The sequence below is a fragment of the Amycolatopsis sp. NBC_01286 genome, assembly GCF_035982555.1.
Taxonomy (GTDB): domain Bacteria; phylum Actinomycetota; class Actinomycetes; order Mycobacteriales; family Pseudonocardiaceae; genus Amycolatopsis.
The window spans coordinates 5,830,590-5,851,213 of record NZ_CP108428.1 but is presented as its reverse complement, the minus strand read 5'-3'; the positions used below and the strand labels follow the sequence as shown (position 1 = coordinate 5,851,213).

Sequence of the window (20,624 nt, the reverse complement as noted above, 5' to 3'; positions counted from 1 at the left end):
TCAGGAAGCCGTCAGCGCCGCCTCCCGGGTCGGGAACAGCGAAAGGCTGTCCTCGAGGCCGGTCAGCTGGATCGGGCGCAGGGTGGCGCGGCCGGTCGCGACGATCCGCACGGTGGTGCCCGCCGCGGAGTTGCGGTGGATCATCAGCAGCGCGGTCAGCCCCGGCGAAGCCAGGAACTCGACGCGGCTCAGGTCCACCACGAGCAGTCTCGGTACCGCGGCGAGCGCTTCGTCCGCCGCCTGGACCAGCGCGGGCGCCGTCGTCGTGTCGACGTCCCCGGCGACCTCGAGCACCACCGCGCCGTCCTGCTCCATTCGGGCGATCCTGAACTCGCCGAATGGCACAGCAGCCGGGGAGCCTTCAGTGTGGGTGTTCTCGGTCATGTGTCTCTCCCGCCCTCGGCGGCGCCGCCGGGACGTCCGGCGGGCGCGCTTGATCACGAAGGCTGTCTGCTCAACCGTGACCAATCATGCCCGCCGCACCGCGGCTGTGCCGTTTCAGCACCCACGGGTTTGCCTCGCGCGCGCGAACGGGCAGGATGGTGACCATGGCCGAACCGGACGTGGGTGCCGCGGGCACCGTCGTCCTGGAGCACCGCGACGGCGCGGCGGTGCTCCGGGTGAGCGGTGCCCTCGACCTCGCTCTCGCGCCGAAGCTGCGGCAGTTCGCCGACCGCGCTTCCCGGCAGCAACCGGCGGTGCTGGTCATCGACCTGACCGACGTCACCTTCCTGGCCTCGGCCGGGATGGCCGAGCTCGTGCGGGCCCACCGCGGCGACTCCGGCTCCGCCCCGCTGCGCGTGGTGGCGAACGGCCGGATCACGCTGCGCCCGCTGCAGCTGACGCGGCTGACCGACGAGCTCGCCATCTTCCCGTCGCTCACCGACGCACTGAGTCCCTGATGTCCCCGCCCCCCGTCGACGCAGTCCTCGACGCCGTGCGCCGGGCCTTCGTCGAGGGGGCGGACGAACCGGCCGTGACCGAGGCCGTCGCCGCCGCGGTGCGGGCCGCCACCGCGGACCTCGCGGACACGGTGGCGCGGCTGCAGGGCGACGCCGCGGTGATCGACGCGCTGCACTCGGTCGGCCGGCGGCTGACCGCCCAGCTGGACCTCGGCCGGATCGTGCAGGACGCGACCGACGCCGCCACGAAGGCGACCGGCGCGGACTTCGGCGCGTTCTTCTACAACCTCGTCAACGATGTCGGCGAGTCGTACACCCTCTACACGCTCTCGGGCGTGCCGCGGGCGGCGTTCGAGCGGTTCCCGATGCCGCGCAACACCGCGGTGTTCGGCCCGACCTTCGACGGCACCGGCACCGTCCGCAGCCCCGACATCACCGCGGACCCGCGGTTCGGGCAGAACGCGCCCCACCACGGGATGCCCGAGGGACACCTGCCCGTGCGCAGCTACCTGGCGGTCTCGGCGATCAGCCCGACCACCGGCGAGGTGCTGGGCGGGTTCTTCTTCGGCCACCCCGGCTCCGCCCGGTTCACCGAGCGGCACGAGTACCTCGCCGAGGGCATCGCCGGCTACACGGCCATCGCGCTGGACAACGCCCGCCTCTACGAGCGCGAGCGCACCCTCGTCACCGAATTGTCCCGCAGCATGCTGCCGGTCGTCCCGGACCTGCCCGGCCTCGACGTCCTCACCCGGTACCTGCCCGCGGCCACCGGGACGAAGATCGGCGGCGACTGGTTCGACGTGATCCGGCTCCCCTCCGGCGCGACCGCGTTCGTGATCGGCGACGTCGTCGGCCACGGCGTCACCGCCGCGACCGTGATGGGCCAGGTCCGGACGGCGATCCGCTGTTACGCGCAGCTGGAGCTGACGCCGTCGGAAGTGCTGCGCAACGTCTCCGAGCTGACCGCCAGGCTGTTCGGCGGGAGCTTCGTCACGTGCTTCTACGCGGTCCTCCACCCGGACGGCACGCTGAGCTTCGCGAACGCCGGGCACCTGCCGGCGATCCTGATCCGGCCCGGTGCCCCGGTGGAGCAGCTCGGCGAGGCGATGGCGCAGCCGCTGGGCGTCGGCTCGGCGTTCCCCGAAGACACCACCACGTTCCCGCCGGGCACCGACCTGGTGCTCTACACCGACGGCCTGGTCGAGAGCCGCACCCGCGACCTCACCCTGGGCATCGAGTGGCTGCTGGCCGGGATCCCGGGCCTGCTGGCCGCGACCGACCTCGAAGCGGCGTGGGACACCCTCGTCGACGAGCTCACGCACGGGCGCCACGACGACGACATCGCGCTGATCCACGTGCGTCACCGCGGAGAGGACCGCCCATGACGGAACCCGTCCCCCCGGGCGCACCTCCCTCCCCGACCTTGTTCCAGCGCCGCACGGTCGCACTCGCCGACCGGCTGCCGGAGCTGCGCGAAGCACTGGCCGGCTGGGTGCGCGCGCTCGGCCTGGGCACCGAACGCGCGGAGGACGTCGTCCTCGCCGGCTACGAAGCGATGGCCAACTCCGCCGAACACGCCTACCGCGACCAGGAAGCCGGCTACGTCGACGTCCGGGCCGAGGCGTTCGCGGGCGGGCTGACCGTCACCGTCACGGACTACGGCGACTGGCGCACGCCGGTGCCCACCAACGGGTTGCGCGGCCGCGGGTTGCTGCTCATCGACAGCCTCACCGACCAGTGCGCCCAGGTCCACCGCGAGGACGGCACGACGATCACGATGACCTGGCGGACCGACCCGGCGAGCTGAGCCCGCACGGATCAGCGCGGCCCCCGGCACCCCGGTAGGCTTCTGCGGAGCCCAGACCCGGGAGAGAGATGACCGCCGCTGACGAGTCCGGCCCCGGTGCCGTCATCCCCGGGACCAGCCGGATGGCGACGCGGATGCGGGAGTTCGACTGGGCGTCCTCGCCGCTGGGCCCGCCGGAGGGCTGGCCGCCGAGCCTGACGACGGCGGTGCGGATCTGCCTGACCTCCCGCTTCCCGATGATCGTCTGGTGGGGACCGGACCTGCGGTTCCTCTACAACGACGCCTACCTGCCGCTGCTCGGCACCAAGCACCCGGCGCTCGACAAGCCGGGTGAGCGGGTCTGGTCCGAGATCTGGCACATCATCGGGCCGATGCTGGCCGGGGTGATGGAGACCGGCGAGGCGACCTGGTCCGAGGACATGCTGCTGCCGGTCAACCGGCACGGCTACTGGGAAGAGACGTACTGGACGTACTCCTACAGCCCGCTGCACGACGACAACGGCGCGGTGCAGGCCGTGTTCACCGCCTGCACGGACAGCACCGAGCGCGTGATCGGCGAGCGCCGGCTCGCCGCGCTGCGCGAGCTGGGCGCGCGAGCCGGGATCGCCCGCACCGTCACGGAAGCCTGCGAGCTGGTGACCGACGTGCTGGGCCGCGCCGGGGCCGACGTCCCCTACGCCGCGATCCACGTCCGCCGCCCGGGCACCGATGACCTCACGCTCGCCGCCGTGACGCCCGGCGGCTCCGGGGACCCGGAGGGCTGGCCGCTGGCGGAAGTCCTCGCCGACGGCGTCCCGCGTGTCGTGTCCGGGCTGACCGGGAAGTTCGGCGAGCTGCCGGCGGGCGGCTGGTCCACCGCGCCCGCCGAGGCGGTGGTGCTGCCGCTGCCCGGCGCCGCGGACACCCCGGCCACCGGGGTGATCGTGCTCGCGGCGAGCGGCGGGCACGCCGTCGACGAGAACTACCGGACGTTCCTCGGGCTGGTCGCCCAGCAGACCACGGCGCTGGTCAACGGCGCCGTCGCCTTCCAGGTGCAGCAGGAGCGCGCCGAGGAGCTGGCCGCGCTGGACGTCGCGAAGACGACGTTCTTCTCCAACGTCAGCCACGAGTTCCGCACGCCGCTCACCCTGATCCTGGGGCCGGCGGCCGAACTGCGGGAGACGCTTGCCGGCGCCGGCGAAGCGGTGCGCGAAGAGATCGACGTCATCCACCGCAACGCCGTGCGCCTCGGGCGGCTGGTGAACAACCTGCTCGACTTCTCCCGGATCGAGGCGGGCCGGATGCAGGCGCGCTTCGAGCCGGTCGACCTCGCGGAGTTCACCGCGGAGCTGGCGAGCGTGTTCCGCGCCGCCGTCGAGCGGGCCGGGCTGGCGTTCGAGGTCGACTGCGAGCCCGTCGGCGAACCGGTGCACGTCGACCGCGGGATGTGGGAGAAGGTCGTCCTCAACCTGCTGTCCAACGCGGTCAAGTACACCTTCGACGGCACGGTCCGGGTGTCGGCCGGGCGCGACGGCGAGCACGCCGAGGTGCGGGTGAGCGACACGGGCATCGGCATCGCCACCGACGAGATGCCCCGGCTGTTCGAGCGGTTCCACCGCATTCCCTCGGCGCGGGCGCGGTCGAACGAGGGCAGCGGGATCGGCCTGGCCCTGGTGCGCGAGCTGGTCGGCATCCACGGCGGCGCCATCACCGCGGACAGCACGCCCGGCGCCGGCACGACGTTCCGCATCCGGCTGCCGCTGGGCACCGGGCACCTGCCCGCCGAGCAGGTCGCCACCGGGCCGGCGCACGGCGGGATCGCCGCGGAGGCCGTCGAGCCGTTCGTGGCGGAAACCCTGCGCTGGCTGCCGGGACCGGACGACGGCCCGGCGGCCGAGGTCGTCCCGTCCGGGCTCACCGGGGCGCGGGTGCTGGTCGCCGACGACAACACCGACATGCGCGAGTACCTCGCCCGGCTGCTGCGCGACGAGTACGCCGTGACGTCGGTGCGCGACGGCGTCGAGGCGTTCGCCGCCGCGGCCGCCGACCCGCCGGACCTGATCATCAGCGACGTGATGATGCCGCGGCTGGACGGGCTGGCCCTGCTGGCGGAACTGCGCGGCGACCCGCGCACGGCCGCCGTCCCGGTGCTCCTGCTCTCGGCGCGGGCCGGGCAGGAGGCCGCGGTCGACGGGCTGGCCGCCGGCGCCGACGACTACCTCGTGAAGCCGTTCTCCGCGCGGGAACTGCTCGCCCGGGTGCGCACCACGATCCGGCTGGCCCGGCTGCGGACGCAGCACACGCGCTGGCGCGCGGCGATGATCGACTCGCTGCAGGAGGGCTTCTTCGTCGGCGACGCGGACGGGCGGATCGTGGAGATCAACGCCGCGTTCACCGAGCTGCTGGGTTACGGCGCGGACGGGCTGCCCTACGCCCAGCCGTTCCCCTGGCTGCCCGCCGCGGACACCGATCCCGAAGGGCACCGGCTGGTGCTCGACGCCCTCGCCCGGGCCAAGGCCGAGCCCACCGGCAGTTTCGTGCTGCCGATGCGGCACCGCGACGGCCACCGGGTCTGGGCCGCGACCGCGTACAACGAGCTGAACGACGACGAAGGCCGGCGCCGCCTCGTCGGCACGATCCGCGACGTCACCGCCGAGCGCTACGCCGTGCAGCGGGAAGCCGCGCTCGCGGCGATGAACCAGCGCCTCACCGGGGAAAGCGGCGTCCCGGCCGTGCTCGGCGCCGCCGTGGACCTGCTGCGCGACCTGTGGCGGGCCGACCGCGTGCTCGCCGTCACCTGGCCGCGGATCGGCGAACCGGGGCTCACCTCCACCGACCCCGGCGACCGCCGGTGGGCCGACCTCGACTCCTCCGTGCGCACGACGCTCGACCGCATCCGCTCGCTGCCCGCGTTGCACGCGGCGACGGCGGGCGCGGCCGCCGGCACCACCCTCGACCACCCCGACGGGCAGCTGACGCTCTGGGTGGAGCCCGCGGCCGGGCGGCCGCTCGGCACCGAGGACCAGACGCTGCTGGCGTTGCTGGCCGGCACCCTCGCGCACGCCCTGCGCCGCGCGCACCGCGACGACCGGCAGCGCGAGGTCGCCCTCGCGCTGCAACGCTCGATCCTCGGCCCCGCCCGGCTTCCCGAGGGGTTCGCGGTGCGCTACGAGCCGGCGACGCCGCCCCTGGAGGTCGGCGGCGACTGGTACGACGTGATCACCCTCGACGACGACCGCATCGGCATCGTGGTCGGCGACTGCGTCGGCCGGGGCCTGCCCGCGGCGGCCGTGATGGGCCAGCTGCGCAGCGCCTGCCGGGCGTTGCTGCTCGAGGCCAGCAGCCCGTCGCACACCTTGACGGCGCTGGACCGCTTCGCCGCCCAGGTGCCGGATGCCTTGTGCACCACCGTGTTCTGCGGTGTCCTCGACCCCGCCACCGGCACCCTCACCTACAGCAGCGCCGGGCACCCGCCCGCGACCCTGATCCACCCGGACGGCACGGCCGAGTCCCTCGACGCGGGCGGCAGCGTCCCGCTCGCGGTCCGCGTCCCCGGAGCCCGGCCCGAAGCCACGGCGGTCGTCCCCATCGGCTCGCTGCTCATGCTCTACACCGACGGGCTCGTCGAACGCCGCCGCGAGTCGCTCGACGACGGCATCGACCGCGCGAACGGCGTCGCCCACAGCGCGCACGACGCCGAGCTGACCGACCTGGCGAGCACGCTGATGACCTCGCTGCGCCCGGCCGACGGTTACGAGGACGACGTCGCCCTGCTGCTCTACCGCCGGACCGTGCCGCCGCTGACGATGGAGTTCGCGGCACACCCGGACAGCCTCGCCGCGACCCGGCACTGGCTGCGGGCGTGGCTGGCCACCGCGGAGCTCGACCCAGACCTCGCGCAGGACGTGCTGGTCGCCGCGGGCGAGGCCTGCGCGAACGCGGTCGAACACGCCTACGTGGACGGCGACGGCGCGAACCCGCACCTGTCCGCGAGCCTCAGCGGCGCCCGGCTGGTCGTGACGATCACCGACCGCGGCCACTGGAAGCAGCCGCCGCCCGACAACCACGTGCTGCGCGGGCGCGGCATGCCGATGATGAAGGCGCTGGCCGACGCGGTCACCGTCCGCCACGACCCGGAGGGCACCACCGTCACCTTGGAATGGAGAATCGGTTCGTGACGACGGCACTCACCCTGGTCCCCGGTCCCGATGACGCGGGAGACCGGACACTCACCGTGACCGGCGAGATCGACATGAGCAACGCCGCCGAGTTCGGCTCGGCGCTCGATCGCGAGCTGGCGGCTGGCGGCACCGTCACGGTCGACCTCACCGGCGTGACCTACCTCGACAGCGCCGGCGTCGCGGTGCTGTTCGACCGGGCCGGCTCCCACGACCTGCGGCTGGTGGCCCCGCGGCTGCTCGGCCGGGTGCTGCGGGTGTCGGGGCTCACCAGGGTCGCCGAGGTCACGATCCGCTGAGCCCGGTTGGGATCAGGCCCGCTGGGGTACGCGTGGGGCAGTGACGGCTGGATGGGTGGGTGGCACTGCCGGCGGTCACCAGGTGGCGTCCCGGCAGCCAACCCACGGTGTTCAGCAGTGAGCTCCGGGCCGGTGCCACCGCCGTACCGGGCCCAGAGTTGCGGAGGGCGCGACCGGCGCGGGTAGGGTTTCGCCGTTCCGTTGAAGCAGCAGCGGTTCGAGACCTGACCGCAGCGGCCCGGACGGAGTTGAGCAGTGACCGGTGCGCCGATCCCCGCCGAGGACCTCGACGAGCTGACCGCCGCCATGGCGGATCTCACGGGTGCTCTGGAGACCGAATCCGCCGAAGAGATCCTTCAGGCCGTCTGCGCGGAGGCCATCCGGGCCATCCCGGGCGCCGACATGGCCAGCATCACCGCGATCCGCGACGGCGAGCCGACGACCGCGGCCGCCACCGACGACCGCGCCGTCGACATCGACCACGTCCAGTACGCGGCCGGTGAGGGCCCCTGCCTGCAGGCGGCGGCGTCCGGCGAGATCGTCCGGGTGCCGCTCGCCACGGCCGGGCGGGTGTGGCCGGAGTTCACCGAGTACGCCGGGAGCGTCGGCGTCGGCAGCTACCTCGCCGCGCCACTGCGGGTCGACGAGCACCTCGGCGGCGCGCTGAACCTCTTCGGCTTCGGCGACCACGGGTTCGCCGAGACCGACTCCCAGCTGCTGAAGCTCTACACCACGATCGTCACGTTCGGCCTGCGCACCACGCGGCGCTACCACCAAGCCCGGCAGCGGGCCACCGAGCTCGAGGCCGCGATGAGATCGCGGGCGGTGATCGAGCAGGCCAAGGGCATCCTGATGGCCGTGCACCGGATCTCCGCCGACGAAGCCATGAAGCGCCTCATCACGGAGTCCCAGCGCACCAACGTGAAGCTGCGGGACATCGCGGCCCGGTTCGTCGCCGAGCTGTCCGACGGCGCGACGCCGGGCTGACGGCGTCCGGTCCTCTGCCGCTCAGGCGCTGCGGCGGACCGGGAACGGCCAGGTCAGCGTCATGACCGTGCCGTCGTCGGTCGAGCGCAGGTCGAGCCCGTCGACCAGCGCCTGGATCAGCCGCAGCCCGCGGCCGCGGCCGGCCTGCTCCTCCAGGGCCTGCCAGCTGCCCCGGTCGGCGATCGTGACGATCAGGACCCGGTCGTCGATCCGCGCCCGGACGTCGATCTCGCCGGGCCGGCCCCCGTAGGCGTGGTCCAGCACGTTGGCCATCGCCTCCCAGCAGGCCAGGACGATCTCGTCGGCCTGACGGCCCACCTCGTCGCCGGCTCTTCTGCGCAGCCACGACATGAGATGGCGGCGCAGACCCGGCAACGTGCGCGGGGTGATCGTGCCGCGGTAGTTCCATCCATCCGATCCGTGCTCTTCCATATTCACCTCCTCGGGGGACTGTGGGTTTGCTACCCACCCGTGCGGGTTCTCAACCAACGGTCACCGCGACCGGGCGGCCGTTCGGCCCTGGTGCGGCGCGAACGGGCGTGATCCGATGTGCGGATGACTCGGTCGACGTCGTCCGTGGTGCTCTGCGCGGTGCTGGCCGCCGCCACCTTCCTGCCCGTGCCCGCCGCCTCGGCGGCCACCGATCCCGGTCCGGGCGCCGTCTCGCACTTCGGCCTGGCCCGCAAGGACTGCCTGGGCACCGCGCGGAACACGACCAGCAAGGCGTGGTTCACCGTCGCGAACGGCGTGCTCTCCGACGTCTACGCGCCGGTGATCGACAACACGAACGTCGAGACGCTGCAGTTCGCCGTCACCGACGGGCGCAGCTTCACCGACCTGCAGGCGCGCGACATGACCTACACGGTCCGGACCAGCGCGGGCGGGATGGCCTGCGAGGTGACCTCGACCCCGCGCAGCGGCAAGTACCGGCTGGTCACCGAGTACCTGGCCGACCCGGCGCGCACCGGCGTGCTCATCCGGACCCGCCTCGAGCCGCTGCGCGACTCCGGCCGGGACCTGAAGGTCTACGTGCGGTTCGACGCGAGCGTCAACGGCAACGGCGGTGGTGGGGAGGCCAACGGCGGCGGGGACACCGCCACGGTCGACGCGGCGACGACCGCGCTGGTCAGCGCCGACACGAACACCGCCTCGAGCGCGCCGGCCCGCGACTACGGCACGCCGCTGGCCGCCGCCCTGCGCGCGGACCGCAGGTTCTTGAGCACCAGCAGTGGTTTCGCCGGCACCGCCGGTGACGGACTGGCCCAGCTGGACCGCGCCCACCGGCTCACCGACCCGACGTCGACGGCCGTGAACGGCAACGTCGTGCAGACCGCGCAGCTGGACCTGGCCCCGCGCCGCCCCGCCGTGCTGGCGCTGGGCTTCGGCACGGACGCGCGGGCGGCCGTCGCGACGGCCGGGGCGAGCCTGCGCACGCCGTTCGACCAGAGCTACCGCGACTACGCGCGCGGCTGGCAGAACTACGACAACGGGCTGACCCCGTTGCGCGGCAAGGATTCCGACGCTTACTACCAGTCGGCCAACGTCCTGAAGGCCAGCGAGGACAAGACGTTCCCGGGCGCGGTGGTGGCGTCGCTCGGCAGCCCGTGGGGCCAAGCGGTGTCCGCGGGCGACGCGCCCGGCGGCAAGCCCGTGTACTTCGGCTCCTACCGCGAGATCTTCGCCCGCGACCTCTACGAAAGCTTCTCCGGCCTGCTCGCGGCGGGCGATCGCGACACGGCGCGGGCGAGCGTGCGCTGGCTGTTCTCCCGCCAGCAGCAGCCGGACGGCCGGTTCCCGCGCAACTCCCTGCTCAACGGCAAGAAGGCCCCCGACTCCGGCGGTGACCAGCTCGACGAAAGCGCGTACCCGATCCTGATGGCGCTGCAGGCCGGGCTCGACCGCGACCGGACGCTCTACACCGGCCACATCCGCGCGGCCGCCGACTTCGTCGTCGCGCACGGGCCGTCGTTCGGCTCCGAGCGCTGGGAAGAGCAGGGCGGCTACTCCCCCTCGACGATCGCCGCCGAGATCGCCGGGCTCGTCGCGGCCGGCGTGATCGCCGACCACAACGGCGACCCGGCGCGCGCCCGCGTCTACCGGGCCACCGCCGACCAGTTCCAGCGCAGCATCAAGGGCTGGACCGTGACGTCGAACGGCCCGTACGGCGGCCGCTACTTCCTGCGGCTGACCAAGAACGGCGACCCGAACTCGGAGTACTTCTACAACCTGGGCAACGGCTCGGTGGACGCCGACCAGCGCGCGGTCGTCGACGCCGGGTTTCTCGAGCTGACCCGCCTCGGCGTGCTGCCGGCGACCGACCCCGACATCACCGCGTCGCTGGCCGTCGTCGACCGCGTGATCAAGCGGGACACCCCGGCCGGGCCGGGCTGGTACCGCTACGGCACGTCGGCGCCGGGCAGCGAGGACGGCTACGGCGACTGCTACGAGCCCGACCCGACGAACTGCGCCCCGACCGGCACGCCGTGGCCGACGACCAACACCGGGTCCGGGCACCTCTGGCCGGTGCTCGCGGGCGAACGCGGCGAGCAGGCCGTCCAGACCGGCGACCGCGCGGGCGCGGCCGCGTTGCTGCGCGCGATGCGCGCCCAGACCGGCGGGACCGGCCTGATCCCCGAGCAGATCTGGGAGAACCCGGCGGTCCCGGCGTCGCCGTACGGCACCGACCCGCGGACGGCGTCCATCGGGTTCACGCCGGGCCAGTCGGTCGGCTCGGTCGCCCCGCTGAGCTGGGCGCAGTCCCAGTCGGTGCGCCTGGCCCGGGCCGTCGCGGACGGCAAGCTGCCCGAGCAGCCCGCCGACGTCCGCGCCCGGTACGTCACCCACGCCCCGCCCGCGGCGTTGACGGTCACCCTGGACGCACCGGCGTCGGTCTCGACCGCGACGGCCGCGGTGACCGGCACCGCACCCGCGGGCAGCCAGGTCGACCTCGCCGTCTCGGCCACCGACGCCGGGACGACCACGGTGCTCTCGGTACGGGCTTCGGCGGCGGGAACCTTCGCCGCGACGGTGCCGACCCCGCTGGGTGCGAACGTCGTCACCGCAACGGCCACGGGTGCCGGCACGGGCTACGCGCAGCGGACGATCAGCTCGGACTTCGTCACGGGCACGGTCCTGCTGGACCAGACCGACCCGGACGGTGACGACAACGGCCCGGGGACGTACACCTACCCGACCGCGACGGACTTCCACGCGGGCGCGTTCGACCTGCAGCGGTTCCAGGTCATCGACTCGGGCACCAACCTGGTGTTCCGCGCCCAGGTCCGCGACCTCACGCCGACGTTCGGGTCACCGCTGGGCGCCCAGCTGCTGACGGTCTACGCCCACGACCCGGCCGCGACGACCACGTCGACCGCGGCCCCGTTCCCGAGCCGGGCGTACACGATCGCGCCGTCCGACGCCTGGAGCCGTCGCCTGGAAGTCCAAGGCTTCGCCGGCCCGTCACTGGTCGACGCTTCGGGCGCCGCGCTGGCGACGCCCTCGGTCCAGGCCTCCCAGGCGACGCGCTACATCACGGTCAGCGTGGCGAAGTCGGCGTTCGGAACACCGGGAGCGGGCTGGACGTTCGCGGCGGTCCTCACCGGCCAGGACGGCAACTCCCCCGACCAGGCGAGGCCGTTCACCCCGACGGCGGGCCAGTACACGTTCGGCCTGTGCGCGACGGGCGGCACGGCCCCGGTGTGCACCGCCGACTCGGCCACGGCACCGAAGGCCCTGGACGTCTTGACCCCGGCAGGAGTCGACCAGGCGGCCGAACTGGACCCGACCCGAGGCCCGGTCACGGTGCGCGGCGTGCCGGTGGGCTGACCGGCCGGGTCCGGACCGGCTGTTTCGGCGATCCCCGTCCGTTGGCGTGGACGGGAATCTGCCTGCCGTACAAGCGCGCGAGGGCCTGTCCACCGGGCGAAGCGCCCGCCAGCGCCACCGGCGGGGCCGGACCACACTCACCAGCGCCACCGACGAGGCCGGGCCACGCCCGCAAATGTCACCGGCGAAGCCGGGCCACGCTCACCAACGTCACCGACGAGGCTAGACCGTGCCCGCCAGCACCGCCGACGGGGCTGAGCTGCCTCGCCAGCGCCGCTGGCGAGGCCGGGTCACTCTCACCAGTGCGACCGACAGGGCCGAGCTACGCCCGACACCGGCGAGGCCGACGCCGCGCTCACCAGTGCCAACGGCGGGGCCGGGCCACGCCCGAAAATGTCACCGATGGGGCTGGACCGCGCCCGTCAGCGCCACCGACAGGGCCGGATCGCGCCTGGCCAATGCCGCCGACAGGGCCGGGCCACGCCCGCCGAAGCCGGACCGGCTGGTGCCGAGCCGACCCGTGCCGTCGCCGTGGTGCGCGCCATCGCGGCGACCGCCGTGTCTCGCCGGGTGAGATTCGTGGGTGTGGTCTCGCCGACGCCAGCGTCTCGCTGGGTCCCGCAGGCCCGGGCACGTGAACAGCCCAGCGCCGTTGCGCACGGGATCACGTTTAGTCAGACGTTCAAGATCACCCAGGGTTGCTTTTCTGCGGGCAACCCCACTTTGGAGCCAACCCGGACGGGTCGTGGGCATCTTTCTTAGTGAGCGCGGAGTTCGGTGAACCACTCACCGGAACCGCCCGACACCGGAAGGGGTACAGCTCATGACCACTCGTCCGAGCATCCGCCGCACCGTGACCGTTCTCGCCGTGACCGGCGCCGCCGCGTCCGCTGTCGTCGCCGGGGCGGGGGCCGCCTCCGCGATGCCGACCGACTTCAACTGCGCCTCCGGCCAGGTCGACACGACGCTGGTCGCCGGCGACCCCGGCGCGGGCCAGCGCTACGCCTCGCTGGTCTTCACCGCGAAGCCCGGCGAATCGTGCACCCTCCCGGGCGCGCTCCCGGTCACCCTGACCGGCGCCGACGGCGTCACCGTGACCCCCGACCCGGCCGCCGCGGACGCCCCGGCGGTCACCGTCGCCGACGGCGCGCCCGCGTCGATGCTGCTGCACTGGACCGGCATCGAAGCCCCGGAGAACCAGGTGTCGCCCACGAGCGTCACGGTGACCGCGCCGGCGATGACCACCCCGCGCGGCGACACCTTCGACCCGGCCATCACCCTGCCCTGGAACCAGGGCGCGCTGGACGACTCCGCCGAAGCGCACAACCTGACCGTCGGCCCGGTGACCGCGGGCGCGCCCACGGCCTGACACCACGCGCACGACGCGCCGCGGACCGTGCGGCAGCACGTGTCACGAGGGGCACCCTCACGGCTCATAACGCCATGAAGGTGCCCCTCACGGCTTTCCCAGGGTCACCGGCGGCCCCCGTGGTCGTCGCCCGCCTCGTGGTGACCACCGTGGTCGTCACCCGGCTCGCCACCCCGGCCACCGTGGTCGTCACCCGGTTCCGCACCGCGCCCACCGTGGTCATCACCCGGCTCCACACCCCGACCGTGGTCATCACCCGGCTCCACAGTGGACCGGCCGCGGTCGTCACCTGGCTCGGTCGTGCGGCCGCCGTGCCGGTCCGCCGACGGGTACGTGCTCGGGACGGACGTCGCGCCCGGCACCGAGGTCGCCGATGGCTCCGGCACCGTGGCCGTCCCTGAAACCCCGCTGTGCGTGGACGTTCCCGACGTCGTCGAGACCGTGGCCGGCCGGACGCCGTCGTCCGTACCCGGGTGCGACGACGACGCCAGTGCCGCCGTCGTCCCGCCGATCGTGAGGGCCGCTCCCGCTACCGCGAACACCAGTACCTTGCGCATCGCTGCTCCTTTTTCTTTCTCTGACTACGAAACCGAGCATCCCGCGATCAGTGATAGCAGCGCGCTTCCGGCAGCTTAAAGAACTCCTAAGGACTTCGGAGATCGAGGACGATCCGCGCGCCGTGCGGCGGGACCCGGTGCACGTAGAACTCCCCGCCGGACGAGCGGGCCGTCTGGCGGGCGATGTCCAGCCCCAGCCCGGTGGACCCGGCGCCGCTCCGGCCGCGCAGGGGAACCTCGTCGAACCCCGGACCCTGGTCCTCGACCTCCAGCCGCGCGCCGTCCGGCTTCGGATAGAGGCTGATCGTGTACGTCGTTCCTTCGGGCGTGTGCGCGAAGACGTTGCCCAGCAACGCGTCCAGGCACGCGGCGAGCTCCGTCGCGCCGACCGCGACCGGCAGCGGTCCCGGGTCGAGGTACAAGTGCACCTCGCGGTCCTGGTCCTGGGCCAGCACCGACCAGAACGCCGCCCGCTCGACGACGACCTCCGCCGCATCGCACGAAACCGGCGCCGAATCGCGGTGGCGTGCCTGCTCGATGAGGGCGGTGACCTGGCGCTCCAGGCTCTCCGCGTGGCCGGTGATCCGCTCGGCCTCTTCGGGGTCGCGCAGCGACTCGGCGTCCAGCCGCAGCACGGTCAGCGGAGTCCGCAGGCGGTGCGAAATATCGGCCACGGCCTCCCGTTCCTGCCGGACCAGCTCCCGGATCCGGGCGGCGAGGGAGTTCAAGGCCAAGGTCACCGACCGCACCTCCGCGGGCCCGCCGGAGCGCGCCCGCGCGTCGAGGTCGCCGTCGGCGAGCCGGCGGGACACCTCGGCGAGCTCGTGGACCGGCCGCACGACCGCGCGGGCCAGCCGGTCGGCGACGAACACCCCGAGCGCCAGCAGCAACACCCCCAGCCCCGCCAGCACCAGCCACGCCGACCCCAGCCCGCGGGTCAGCTCCGCCCGGTCGACGTAGGCCCGCACCACCGCCGTCCCCCGCGGCAGCCCCTGGACGGCGACCAGGATCTCCCGCCCGTCCGCGTCCTCGACCGTCAGGCTGCCCTGCACCGCCGCCAACTGGACGCCGGGCGTGCGCGCGGCGGGCGCGCCGAGCACCGTGCCGTCGGGCAGGAACACCGTCACCGGGTGGCCCGCGGTCGTGTTGAGCTGGTCGATCGCCGGCTGCAGCGTGCGCGCGTCGGCCGTCGCCACCAGCGAGGTGAGCGACTGCGCCTTCGCCGTGGCGGCGGTGACCGCGCGGTCGGCGGTGACCGACTGCAGCAGGATCGCCAGCGGCATCAGGAAAGCGACGAGCACCAGGCTCATCGTGACGGCCACCAGCAGCGCGAGCCGTTTCCTCACGACCCGGCCCCCGGTTCTGCGAGCCGGACGCCGACGCGGCGCACGGTGTGCAGGTACCGCGGCTCCTGCGCGGTTTCGCCGAGCTTGCGCCGCAGCCACGAAAGGTGGACGTCGACGGTCTTGTCCGCGCCCGCGTAGGGCAGTTTCCAGACGTCGGCGAGCAGTTCGCGCTTGCTCACCACCGTTCCGGCCCGGGCGGCGAGGTAGTGCAGCAGGTCGAACTCGCGCGGCGTGAGGTCGAGCGGGACGCCGTCGAGCGACGCCTCCCGCGTCCGCGCGTCGACCGAGATCCCGCCGACGACGACCGGGGCCGTCGTCTCCTCCGGCTCGCTGCGCCGCAGCACCGCGCGGATCCGGGCGTCGAGTTGCGCGCCACCGAACGGTTTCACGACGTAATCGTCGGCGCCGGCGTCGAGCAGCCGGACGATCTCGTCCTCCGCGCCGCGCGCGGTGACGACGATGATCGGCACCGCGCTGACCGCCCGCACCATGCGCAGCACCTCGCGGCCGTCGAGATCGGGCAGCCCGAGGTCGAGCAGGACGACGTCGGGGCGGTCGGTCACCGCCGCCTGCAGCCCGGTCATCGCGTTCGCGGCGGACGTCACCGTGTGCCCGCGGTCGGTCAGCGCGCGGAGCACCGCTGTGCGGATGGTCGGGTCGTCCTCGACGATCAACACCGTGGCCATGCGCAGGACGGTATACCGGCGAGGCCGTGTCGACCGGATCGTGGCGAACCGTAGGACCGCGTTAGGAGTGCCTTAACCCTTCGGGGTGGCACAGTGGACGACATGGGACGACGTGGGGTGCTGATCGCGGTGGGGTGGCTGCTGGCCGCCGGGGCCACGGCCGCGGTCGCCACCTTCGCCCTGGACGTCGTCGGCGCGGGCATCCTCGGCCCGCAGAACCAGCCCCTGTCCCAGGACGACGTCACCCGCGCGCTCGCGGCCGCGCCGGCCACCTCTTCGGCGGTGGTGCCCACGACCACCGCCGCCGCTCCTTCGTCTTCGAGCGCCCCGGCACCGCGTGGCCTGACTGTCCCGGGTGGCAGCCTCGTCGCCGAGTGCGCGGGCGGTCAGGTGACACTGCGGTCGTGGAGCCCGGACCCGGGCTTCCGCACCGACGACGTCTCCCGCGGCCCGGCCGCCTCGGCGTCGATCAAGTTCAAGAACGGCGGCACGGAGAACGTGACGATCGTGACCTGCGTCGGCGGCGAACCCCACGCGGAGTCGGTCGCCGACGACCACCACGGAGGCCACGGCGGCGACGGTTAGCGCGGCAGGCCCGCGTTCAGCTGCCCTCGCGTCGAGCGTTGGCCATTCCGGTCGCCGTGTTGACCGGTCCGGGCGCCGGATTGGCCGGTCCGGGCGCTGTGTCGGCCATTCCGGACGCCGATGTTGGCCAGCCTGGGCGCCATGTTGGCCGGTCCCGGCGCCGCGTTGCCCAGCCTGGGCATCGTGTTGGCCCATACCGCGCGCCGTGTCGGCCATTCCCGTCGCTGTGCGGCCTTCGTGCGTGGCCCGCAACCCGGCCACCACAGCGACGAGAAGCGCGACCGGCCGGACGGCGGCTAGCGCGGCAGGCCCGCGTTGAGCTGCGCCAGGATGCCGTGCGGGAACGGCAATGGCGTCGCACTCATCTCCGTCAGCCGGTCCACCTGGGTGTCGGTCAGGTCGAGGGTCAGCGCACCCAGGCTCTCGGTCAGCTGCTCCGGCGACCTGGCGCCGATCAGCGGTGCCGGCATCGCGAGGCGGCGCGTCACCCAGTGCAGGGCCACCTGCGCCGGGGTCGCGTCCACCTCGGTGGCGATCTCGCGGACGGCGCCGAGGATCGCCCATCGCGGCTCGGGGACGTCGGCGCCTTCGAGGCGGCCGGTGCCCTCGCCGTCGCGGGTGTACTTGCCGCTGAGGAAGCCGCCGCCGATCGCGCCCCACGGCTGGATCGCGATGCCGAACTCCTGGGCCAGCGGCACGTATTCGGCCTCGATCGCGCGCTCGATCAGGGAGTAGGCCAGCTGCAGCGCCGTCACCGGCGGGCCGCCGAGCATGGCCGCCTTCGTCGCGTACCAGGCCGGGACGTCGCTGAGCCCGGCGGCGCGGATCTTCCCGGCCCGCACCAGATCGTCGAACGCGGCCATCACCTCTTCGGCCGGAGTGGAGCCGTCCCAGACGTGCAGCCAGTACAGATCGACGTGGTCGACGCCGAGCCGGCGCAGCGACGCCTCGAGCGAAGCGACCATGTTCTTGCGCCCATTGCTGCGGTGCCGGGGATTCGACACCGGGCCGCCGCCGGCGAACTTGGGCCCGGAGTACTTGGTGGCGAGCACGATGTCGTCGCGTGCGGTGTCGCGCAGGAACTCGCCGACGAGCACCTCGCTGCGGCCGTCGCCGTAGTTGTCCGCCGTGTCGACGAAGTTCCCGCCGCCGTCGACGTAGGTGCGGAAGATCTTGCGGGCGGTGTCGTCGTCGGCGCAGAGGGCGCCGGTGCCGAAGGTCATCGCGCCCAGGGCGAGCGGCGAGACCCGCAGCCCGGAGCGGCCCAGGGGCCGGTAGTGGTCGAGTTCGGTCATGCCCTCGATCGTGCAACCCGGACCGCGATCCGGGTCAACCCGACCGAGTGAGGCACAACCGGGCAAGAACGAGGAGAAAAGCAGGCACACCCCCGACTACCAGTGAGTGAACGTCCGGTGTGCGCTAATCTGCCCGAATTCAGGTCGTCGCTGGTAGACGGCCTCCCCGGATGGCGAGGAGTCGAATTCGTGCAACCGAACCTGGGGCCAGGTGAAGACTTCCAACTCCTGCTGGACCGGCAGGTCCGGGACATGCAGGCGAAGGCGGCGGCGCTGAGTGAAGCGCTTTCGGCCGCCGGGGCCACCGTGCGCACCCGCGACGGGGCCGTCACCGTGACCCTCGCCCCCAACGGCGCCCTGACGAACCTCGAGCTCGGCTTCCGGGCCTGCGAGATGGGCCCGGCCCGGCTGACCGCGGCGATCATGGGCGCGGTCCGCGACGCGCAGCGCCAGACCGCCCGCAGCGTCGCCGACTCCTTCGCGACCATCAACGGCGACAGCGAGTCCACCGACATGGTCCGGTCCTTCCTGCCGCCGGACCCACCGCCGGACGGCGACTTCGCGGCGCCGGACAACGCCGAGCCCGAGCGGACCCCGCCGCCGGCCGCGACCCCGCCGCCACCACCACCGCGGCCGGTCGGCCCACCGCCGGCCGCCGGGCCTGCTCCGCGTCGCCGTCCCGCGGGCGACGACACCTTCGACGACGAATCGAACCCCTGGTGAGCGGCGGCGGGTTCCGGGTCGACTCCGAGCCGCTGGCGAAGTTCGCCCAGCACCTCGACGAACTGGAGAGCAACCTCAAGAGCACCGGGGACCTGGTCGGCGGCATGACCTGCGACCCCGGCATGTTCGGCATCAACCCGGCGTGCCAGCTGATAGCCGCGGGCGCGAGCACGTGGACCGACAAGGCACACCACCAGTTCGGGGACTACGCGAAGACCATCGGCGAGTTCGCGGACAAGGTCACCGAGGCCGCGAAGCGGTACAAGTCCGGTGAACAGGACGCCGTCGACTCGATCGTGAGGTTCGAATAGTGGCCGACGACTACAAGAGCAAGGACGTCAGCCTCCACGGCGGCGAGCTCTTCAACAGTGACAACGCGTCGGCCGGCGCCGGGTTCTTCGAGGCGGCGGTGGGCCTGGACAAGGCCGTCAAGGACAACGACAAGGTCGCGATCGGCATCGGTTCGGCGGGCATGGCGCTGGAGACCATCGGTCTCGTGCTGGACCCGATCGGCAGCCTGCTGACCGCCGGGATCGGCTGGCTCATCGAGCACATCACGATCCTGCGGTGGCCGCTGGACATCCTGATGGGCGACCCGATCGGCATCGCGGCGGCCAGCGAGGCGCTCACGGCCGAGAAGAAGAAGCTGGAACAGTGGTCGCAGGACCACCAGACGGCGATCGAAACGCTGATGAAGGACTGGTCCGGCAAGGCGGCCGACGCGTTCAAGAAGGACATGGACGCGGTCACCGAGCAGCTCGGCTCCCTGGGCTGGTACCTGGACCAGGCCGGCAAGAACATGAAGATCGCCGGCGGCATCGTCGGCGCGTTCCGCGGCATCTTCCGCGACCTGATCGCGATGCTCCTGGCGACGATCATCAAGGGCGCCCTGATCGCGGCGGCGCTGGCCCCGGTGACGTTCGGCGCGTCGATCGCGCTGTTCGTCGGCACGACGATCGGCACGGTGGCCACGGCACTGGGAAAGATCGGCACGAAGCTGATCGAGCTGGCCAAGAAGCTGGGCGACCTGGTGGCGTCGCTGGCGAAGATGGGCAAGGCGGGCGACGAGCTGGCCGGCGCGAAGCCCCCGACGAGCAGCCTCACGCCGACACCCACCCCGAAGCCGCCCGCGACGCCGCTGCCGAAGCCGGACGCGACCCCGGAACCGAAGCCGTCTTCGGCCACGCCGGAACCCAAGCCCGAGCCGAAACCCGACCCCAAGCCGGAACCGAAGCCCGAGCCCAAGCCGGAGCCCGCACCGTCGTCCTCGGCGACTCCCGAGCCCAAGCCGTCGTCGGCGACTCCCGAGCCTGAGCCCAAGCCGTCGTCCGCTACTCCCGAGCCGGAACCCAAACCGTCGTCGGCCACACCGGAACCCAAGCCGGAACCCACGCCCGAGCCGAAGCCCGAGCCGGCGCCGTCCTCCTCGGCGACCCCGGAGCCGAAGCCCGAACCCAAGCCGGAACCGAAGCCCGAACCGGAACCCAAGCCGTCCTCGGCCACGCCCGAGCCCAAGCCGGAACCGAAACCCGAGCCGAAGCCCGAACCCACGCCCGAGCCGAAGCCGGAGCCCGCGCCGTCGTCCTCGGCGACCCCGGAACCGGCGCCGCCGAAGCCGGAACCCAAGCCCGAGCCCGACCCCAAGCCGTCTTCGGCCACTCCGGAACCGAAGCCCGAACCGGCGCCGCCCAAGCCGGAGCCCGCGCCGCCGAAGCCGGACGACGCCGGCAGCCCGCCGGCCACTCCGGCGCCGGAGCCCAAGCCGCACAAGCCGTTCACCGACCAGATGACCGACGTCATCAAGGACAAGCTGTCCAAAGTGGACGGTGTGACGCCGGAGATCATGCAGAAGTTCGACAAGATCAGCAACCTCTCCGTGCACGAGCTGGGCAAGCTCTTCAACAGCCCGGCCGCCGCCGAGAAGTTCGAGTCGGCGATCAAGGTCATGACCGACCCGTGGTTCGGCAAGTCGGGCCTGGCCGGCAAGACCGTCGTCGACATGATCAAGGGCGTGCCCGCCAGCATCGGGAACGTCACCGGCGGCGGAGACGACGACTGATCCCCACCCGTGACCGGCGCACCCCGC

At 73.1% G+C, this 20,624-nt stretch carries 18 protein-coding genes; 12 read left to right on the top strand and 6 right to left on the bottom strand.

Annotation, left to right across the window (positions count from 1 at the left end; genetic code table 11):
- Complete coding sequence (locus OG570_RS28155) at nt 1-315, bottom strand: STAS domain-containing protein (RefSeq protein ID WP_326951039.1); 315 nt, start codon at nt 313-315, stop codon at nt 1-3.
- Nucleotides 316-548: 233 nt separating this feature from the next.
- Here OG570_RS28155 and OG570_RS28150 point away from each other — a divergent pair, with 233 nt between their 5' ends.
- The 6 genes from OG570_RS28150 (at nt 549) to OG570_RS28125 (ending at nt 8,152) form a co-directional block, all read left to right on the top strand.
- Nucleotides 549-902, top strand: coding sequence for an STAS domain-containing protein (locus OG570_RS28150; protein ID WP_326951040.1), 354 nt, complete (start codon nt 549-551; stop codon nt 900-902).
- Nucleotides 902-2,287 carry a PP2C family protein-serine/threonine phosphatase gene (locus OG570_RS28145; protein WP_326952184.1) on the top strand — a complete coding sequence of 462 codons (1,386 nt, stop codon included), beginning with the start codon at nt 902-904 and terminating at the stop codon, nt 2,285-2,287. Before OG570_RS28150 ends, OG570_RS28145 begins: the two co-directional genes overlap by 1 nt.
- Complete coding sequence (locus OG570_RS28140; RefSeq protein ID WP_326951042.1) at nt 2,284-2,709, top strand: ATP-binding protein; 426 nt, start codon at nt 2,284-2,286, stop codon at nt 2,707-2,709. The genes OG570_RS28145 and OG570_RS28140 overlap by 4 nt, the downstream gene beginning before the upstream one ends.
- 68 nt (nt 2,710-2,777) lie before the next feature.
- Nucleotides 2,778-6,866, top strand: a complete 4,089-nt coding sequence (locus OG570_RS28135; protein WP_326952183.1) for a SpoIIE family protein phosphatase — start codon at nt 2,778-2,780, stop codon at nt 6,864-6,866.
- Complete coding sequence (locus OG570_RS28130) at nt 6,863-7,165, top strand: STAS domain-containing protein (protein ID WP_247053708.1); 303 nt, start codon at nt 6,863-6,865, stop codon at nt 7,163-7,165. The genes OG570_RS28135 and OG570_RS28130 overlap by 4 nt, the downstream gene beginning before the upstream one ends.
- Nucleotides 7,166-7,420: 255 nt before the next feature.
- On the top strand, nt 7,421-8,152 hold the full coding sequence (locus tag OG570_RS28125; protein WP_247053711.1) for a GAF and ANTAR domain-containing protein: 732 nt from the start codon (nt 7,421-7,423) through the stop codon (nt 8,150-8,152).
- Nucleotides 8,153-8,173: 21 nt separating this feature from the next.
- Here OG570_RS28125 and OG570_RS28120 read toward each other — a convergent pair whose 3' ends face one another.
- Nucleotides 8,174-8,584, bottom strand: coding sequence for an ATP-binding protein (locus OG570_RS28120; RefSeq protein ID WP_326951045.1), 411 nt, complete (start codon nt 8,582-8,584; stop codon nt 8,174-8,176).
- Nucleotides 8,585-8,707: 123 nt separating this feature from the next.
- Between OG570_RS28120 and OG570_RS28115 the strand changes: the two genes are divergently transcribed.
- Both OG570_RS28115 and OG570_RS28110 read left to right on the top strand, forming a co-directional pair.
- Nucleotides 8,708-11,977, top strand: coding sequence for a glucodextranase DOMON-like domain-containing protein (locus OG570_RS28115; RefSeq protein ID WP_326952181.1), 3,270 nt, complete (start codon nt 8,708-8,710; stop codon nt 11,975-11,977).
- 823 nt (nt 11,978-12,800) lie between these two features.
- Nucleotides 12,801-13,346 (top strand): DUF4232 domain-containing protein, encoded by a 546-nt coding sequence (locus tag OG570_RS28110; protein WP_326952180.1) that lies wholly within the window; start codon nt 12,801-12,803, stop codon nt 13,344-13,346.
- 104 nt (nt 13,347-13,450) lie between these two features.
- Here OG570_RS28110 and OG570_RS28105 read toward each other — a convergent pair whose 3' ends face one another.
- The 3 genes from OG570_RS28105 to OG570_RS28095 all read right to left on the bottom strand — a co-directional run bounded on the left by OG570_RS28105 (nt 13,451) and on the right by OG570_RS28095 (nt 15,935).
- Complete coding sequence (locus tag OG570_RS28105; protein WP_326952179.1) at nt 13,451-13,903, bottom strand: hypothetical protein; 453 nt, start codon at nt 13,901-13,903, stop codon at nt 13,451-13,453.
- An 86-nt stretch (nt 13,904-13,989) separates the two neighbouring features.
- Nucleotides 13,990-15,249, bottom strand: coding sequence for a sensor histidine kinase (locus OG570_RS28100; RefSeq protein ID WP_326952178.1), 1,260 nt, complete (start codon nt 15,247-15,249; stop codon nt 13,990-13,992).
- Nucleotides 15,246-15,935 carry a response regulator transcription factor gene (locus OG570_RS28095; protein WP_247053722.1) on the bottom strand — a complete coding sequence of 230 codons (690 nt, stop codon included), beginning with the start codon at nt 15,933-15,935 and terminating at the stop codon, nt 15,246-15,248. Before OG570_RS28095 ends, OG570_RS28100 begins: the two co-directional genes overlap by 4 nt.
- 102 nt (nt 15,936-16,037) lie before the next feature.
- Here OG570_RS28095 and OG570_RS28090 point away from each other — a divergent pair, with 102 nt between their 5' ends.
- Complete coding sequence (locus OG570_RS28090; protein WP_326952177.1) at nt 16,038-16,520, top strand: hypothetical protein; 483 nt, start codon at nt 16,038-16,040, stop codon at nt 16,518-16,520.
- A 296-nt stretch (nt 16,521-16,816) separates the two neighbouring features.
- Here the strand turns inward: OG570_RS28090 and OG570_RS28085 are convergent, their stop codons facing one another.
- Nucleotides 16,817-17,815: an aldo/keto reductase gene (locus OG570_RS28085; protein ID WP_326952176.1), complete on the bottom strand. Its 999-nt coding sequence runs from the start codon at nt 17,813-17,815 to the stop codon at nt 16,817-16,819.
- Between the two features lie 189 nt (nt 17,816-18,004).
- Here OG570_RS28085 and OG570_RS28080 point away from each other — a divergent pair, with 189 nt between their 5' ends.
- From OG570_RS28080 to OG570_RS28070, 3 genes are read left to right on the top strand one after another with little or no spacing between them, the layout of a single operon-like run.
- On the top strand, nt 18,005-18,538 hold the full coding sequence (locus tag OG570_RS28080) for a YbaB/EbfC family nucleoid-associated protein (RefSeq protein ID WP_326952175.1): 534 nt from the start codon (nt 18,005-18,007) through the stop codon (nt 18,536-18,538).
- On the top strand, nt 18,535-18,849 hold the full coding sequence (locus OG570_RS28075) for a hypothetical protein (RefSeq protein ID WP_326952174.1): 315 nt from the start codon (nt 18,535-18,537) through the stop codon (nt 18,847-18,849). The genes OG570_RS28080 and OG570_RS28075 overlap by 4 nt, the downstream gene beginning before the upstream one ends.
- Entirely contained in the window at nt 18,849-20,597 is a 1,749-nt protein-coding gene (locus OG570_RS28070) for a WXG100 family type VII secretion target (protein ID WP_326952173.1), read from the top strand. The genes OG570_RS28075 and OG570_RS28070 overlap by 1 nt, the downstream gene beginning before the upstream one ends.
- The last annotated feature ends 27 nt before the right edge of the window (nt 20,598-20,624 follow it).

Bases quoted from the DNA above. Each gene is read 5' to 3' on its own strand.
- OG570_RS28155 (WP_326951039.1), bottom strand. From the start codon at position 315: ATGGAGCAGGACGGCGCGGTGGTGCTCGAGGTCGCCGGGGACGTCGAC.
- OG570_RS28150 (WP_326951040.1), top strand. From the start codon at position 549: ATGGCCGAACCGGACGTGGGTGCCGCGGGCACCGTCGTCCTGGAGCAC.
- OG570_RS28145 (WP_326952184.1), top strand. From the start codon at position 902: ATGTCCCCGCCCCCCGTCGACGCAGTCCTCGACGCCGTGCGCCGGGCC.
- OG570_RS28140 (WP_326951042.1), top strand. From the start codon at position 2,284: ATGACGGAACCCGTCCCCCCGGGCGCACCTCCCTCCCCGACCTTGTTC.
- OG570_RS28135 (WP_326952183.1), top strand. From the start codon at position 2,778: ATGACCGCCGCTGACGAGTCCGGCCCCGGTGCCGTCATCCCCGGGACC.
- OG570_RS28120 (WP_326951045.1), bottom strand. From the start codon at position 8,584: ATGGAAGAGCACGGATCGGATGGATGGAACTACCGCGGCACGATCACC.
- OG570_RS28115 (WP_326952181.1), top strand. From the start codon at position 8,708: ATGACTCGGTCGACGTCGTCCGTGGTGCTCTGCGCGGTGCTGGCCGCC.
- OG570_RS28110 (WP_326952180.1), top strand. From the start codon at position 12,801: ATGACCACTCGTCCGAGCATCCGCCGCACCGTGACCGTTCTCGCCGTG.
- OG570_RS28105 (WP_326952179.1), bottom strand. From the start codon at position 13,903: ATGCGCAAGGTACTGGTGTTCGCGGTAGCGGGAGCGGCCCTCACGATC.
- OG570_RS28095 (WP_247053722.1), bottom strand. From the start codon at position 15,935: ATGGCCACGGTGTTGATCGTCGAGGACGACCCGACCATCCGCACAGCG.
- OG570_RS28090 (WP_326952177.1), top strand. From the start codon at position 16,038: ATGGGACGACGTGGGGTGCTGATCGCGGTGGGGTGGCTGCTGGCCGCC.
- OG570_RS28085 (WP_326952176.1), bottom strand. From the start codon at position 17,815: ATGACCGAACTCGACCACTACCGGCCCCTGGGCCGCTCCGGGCTGCGG.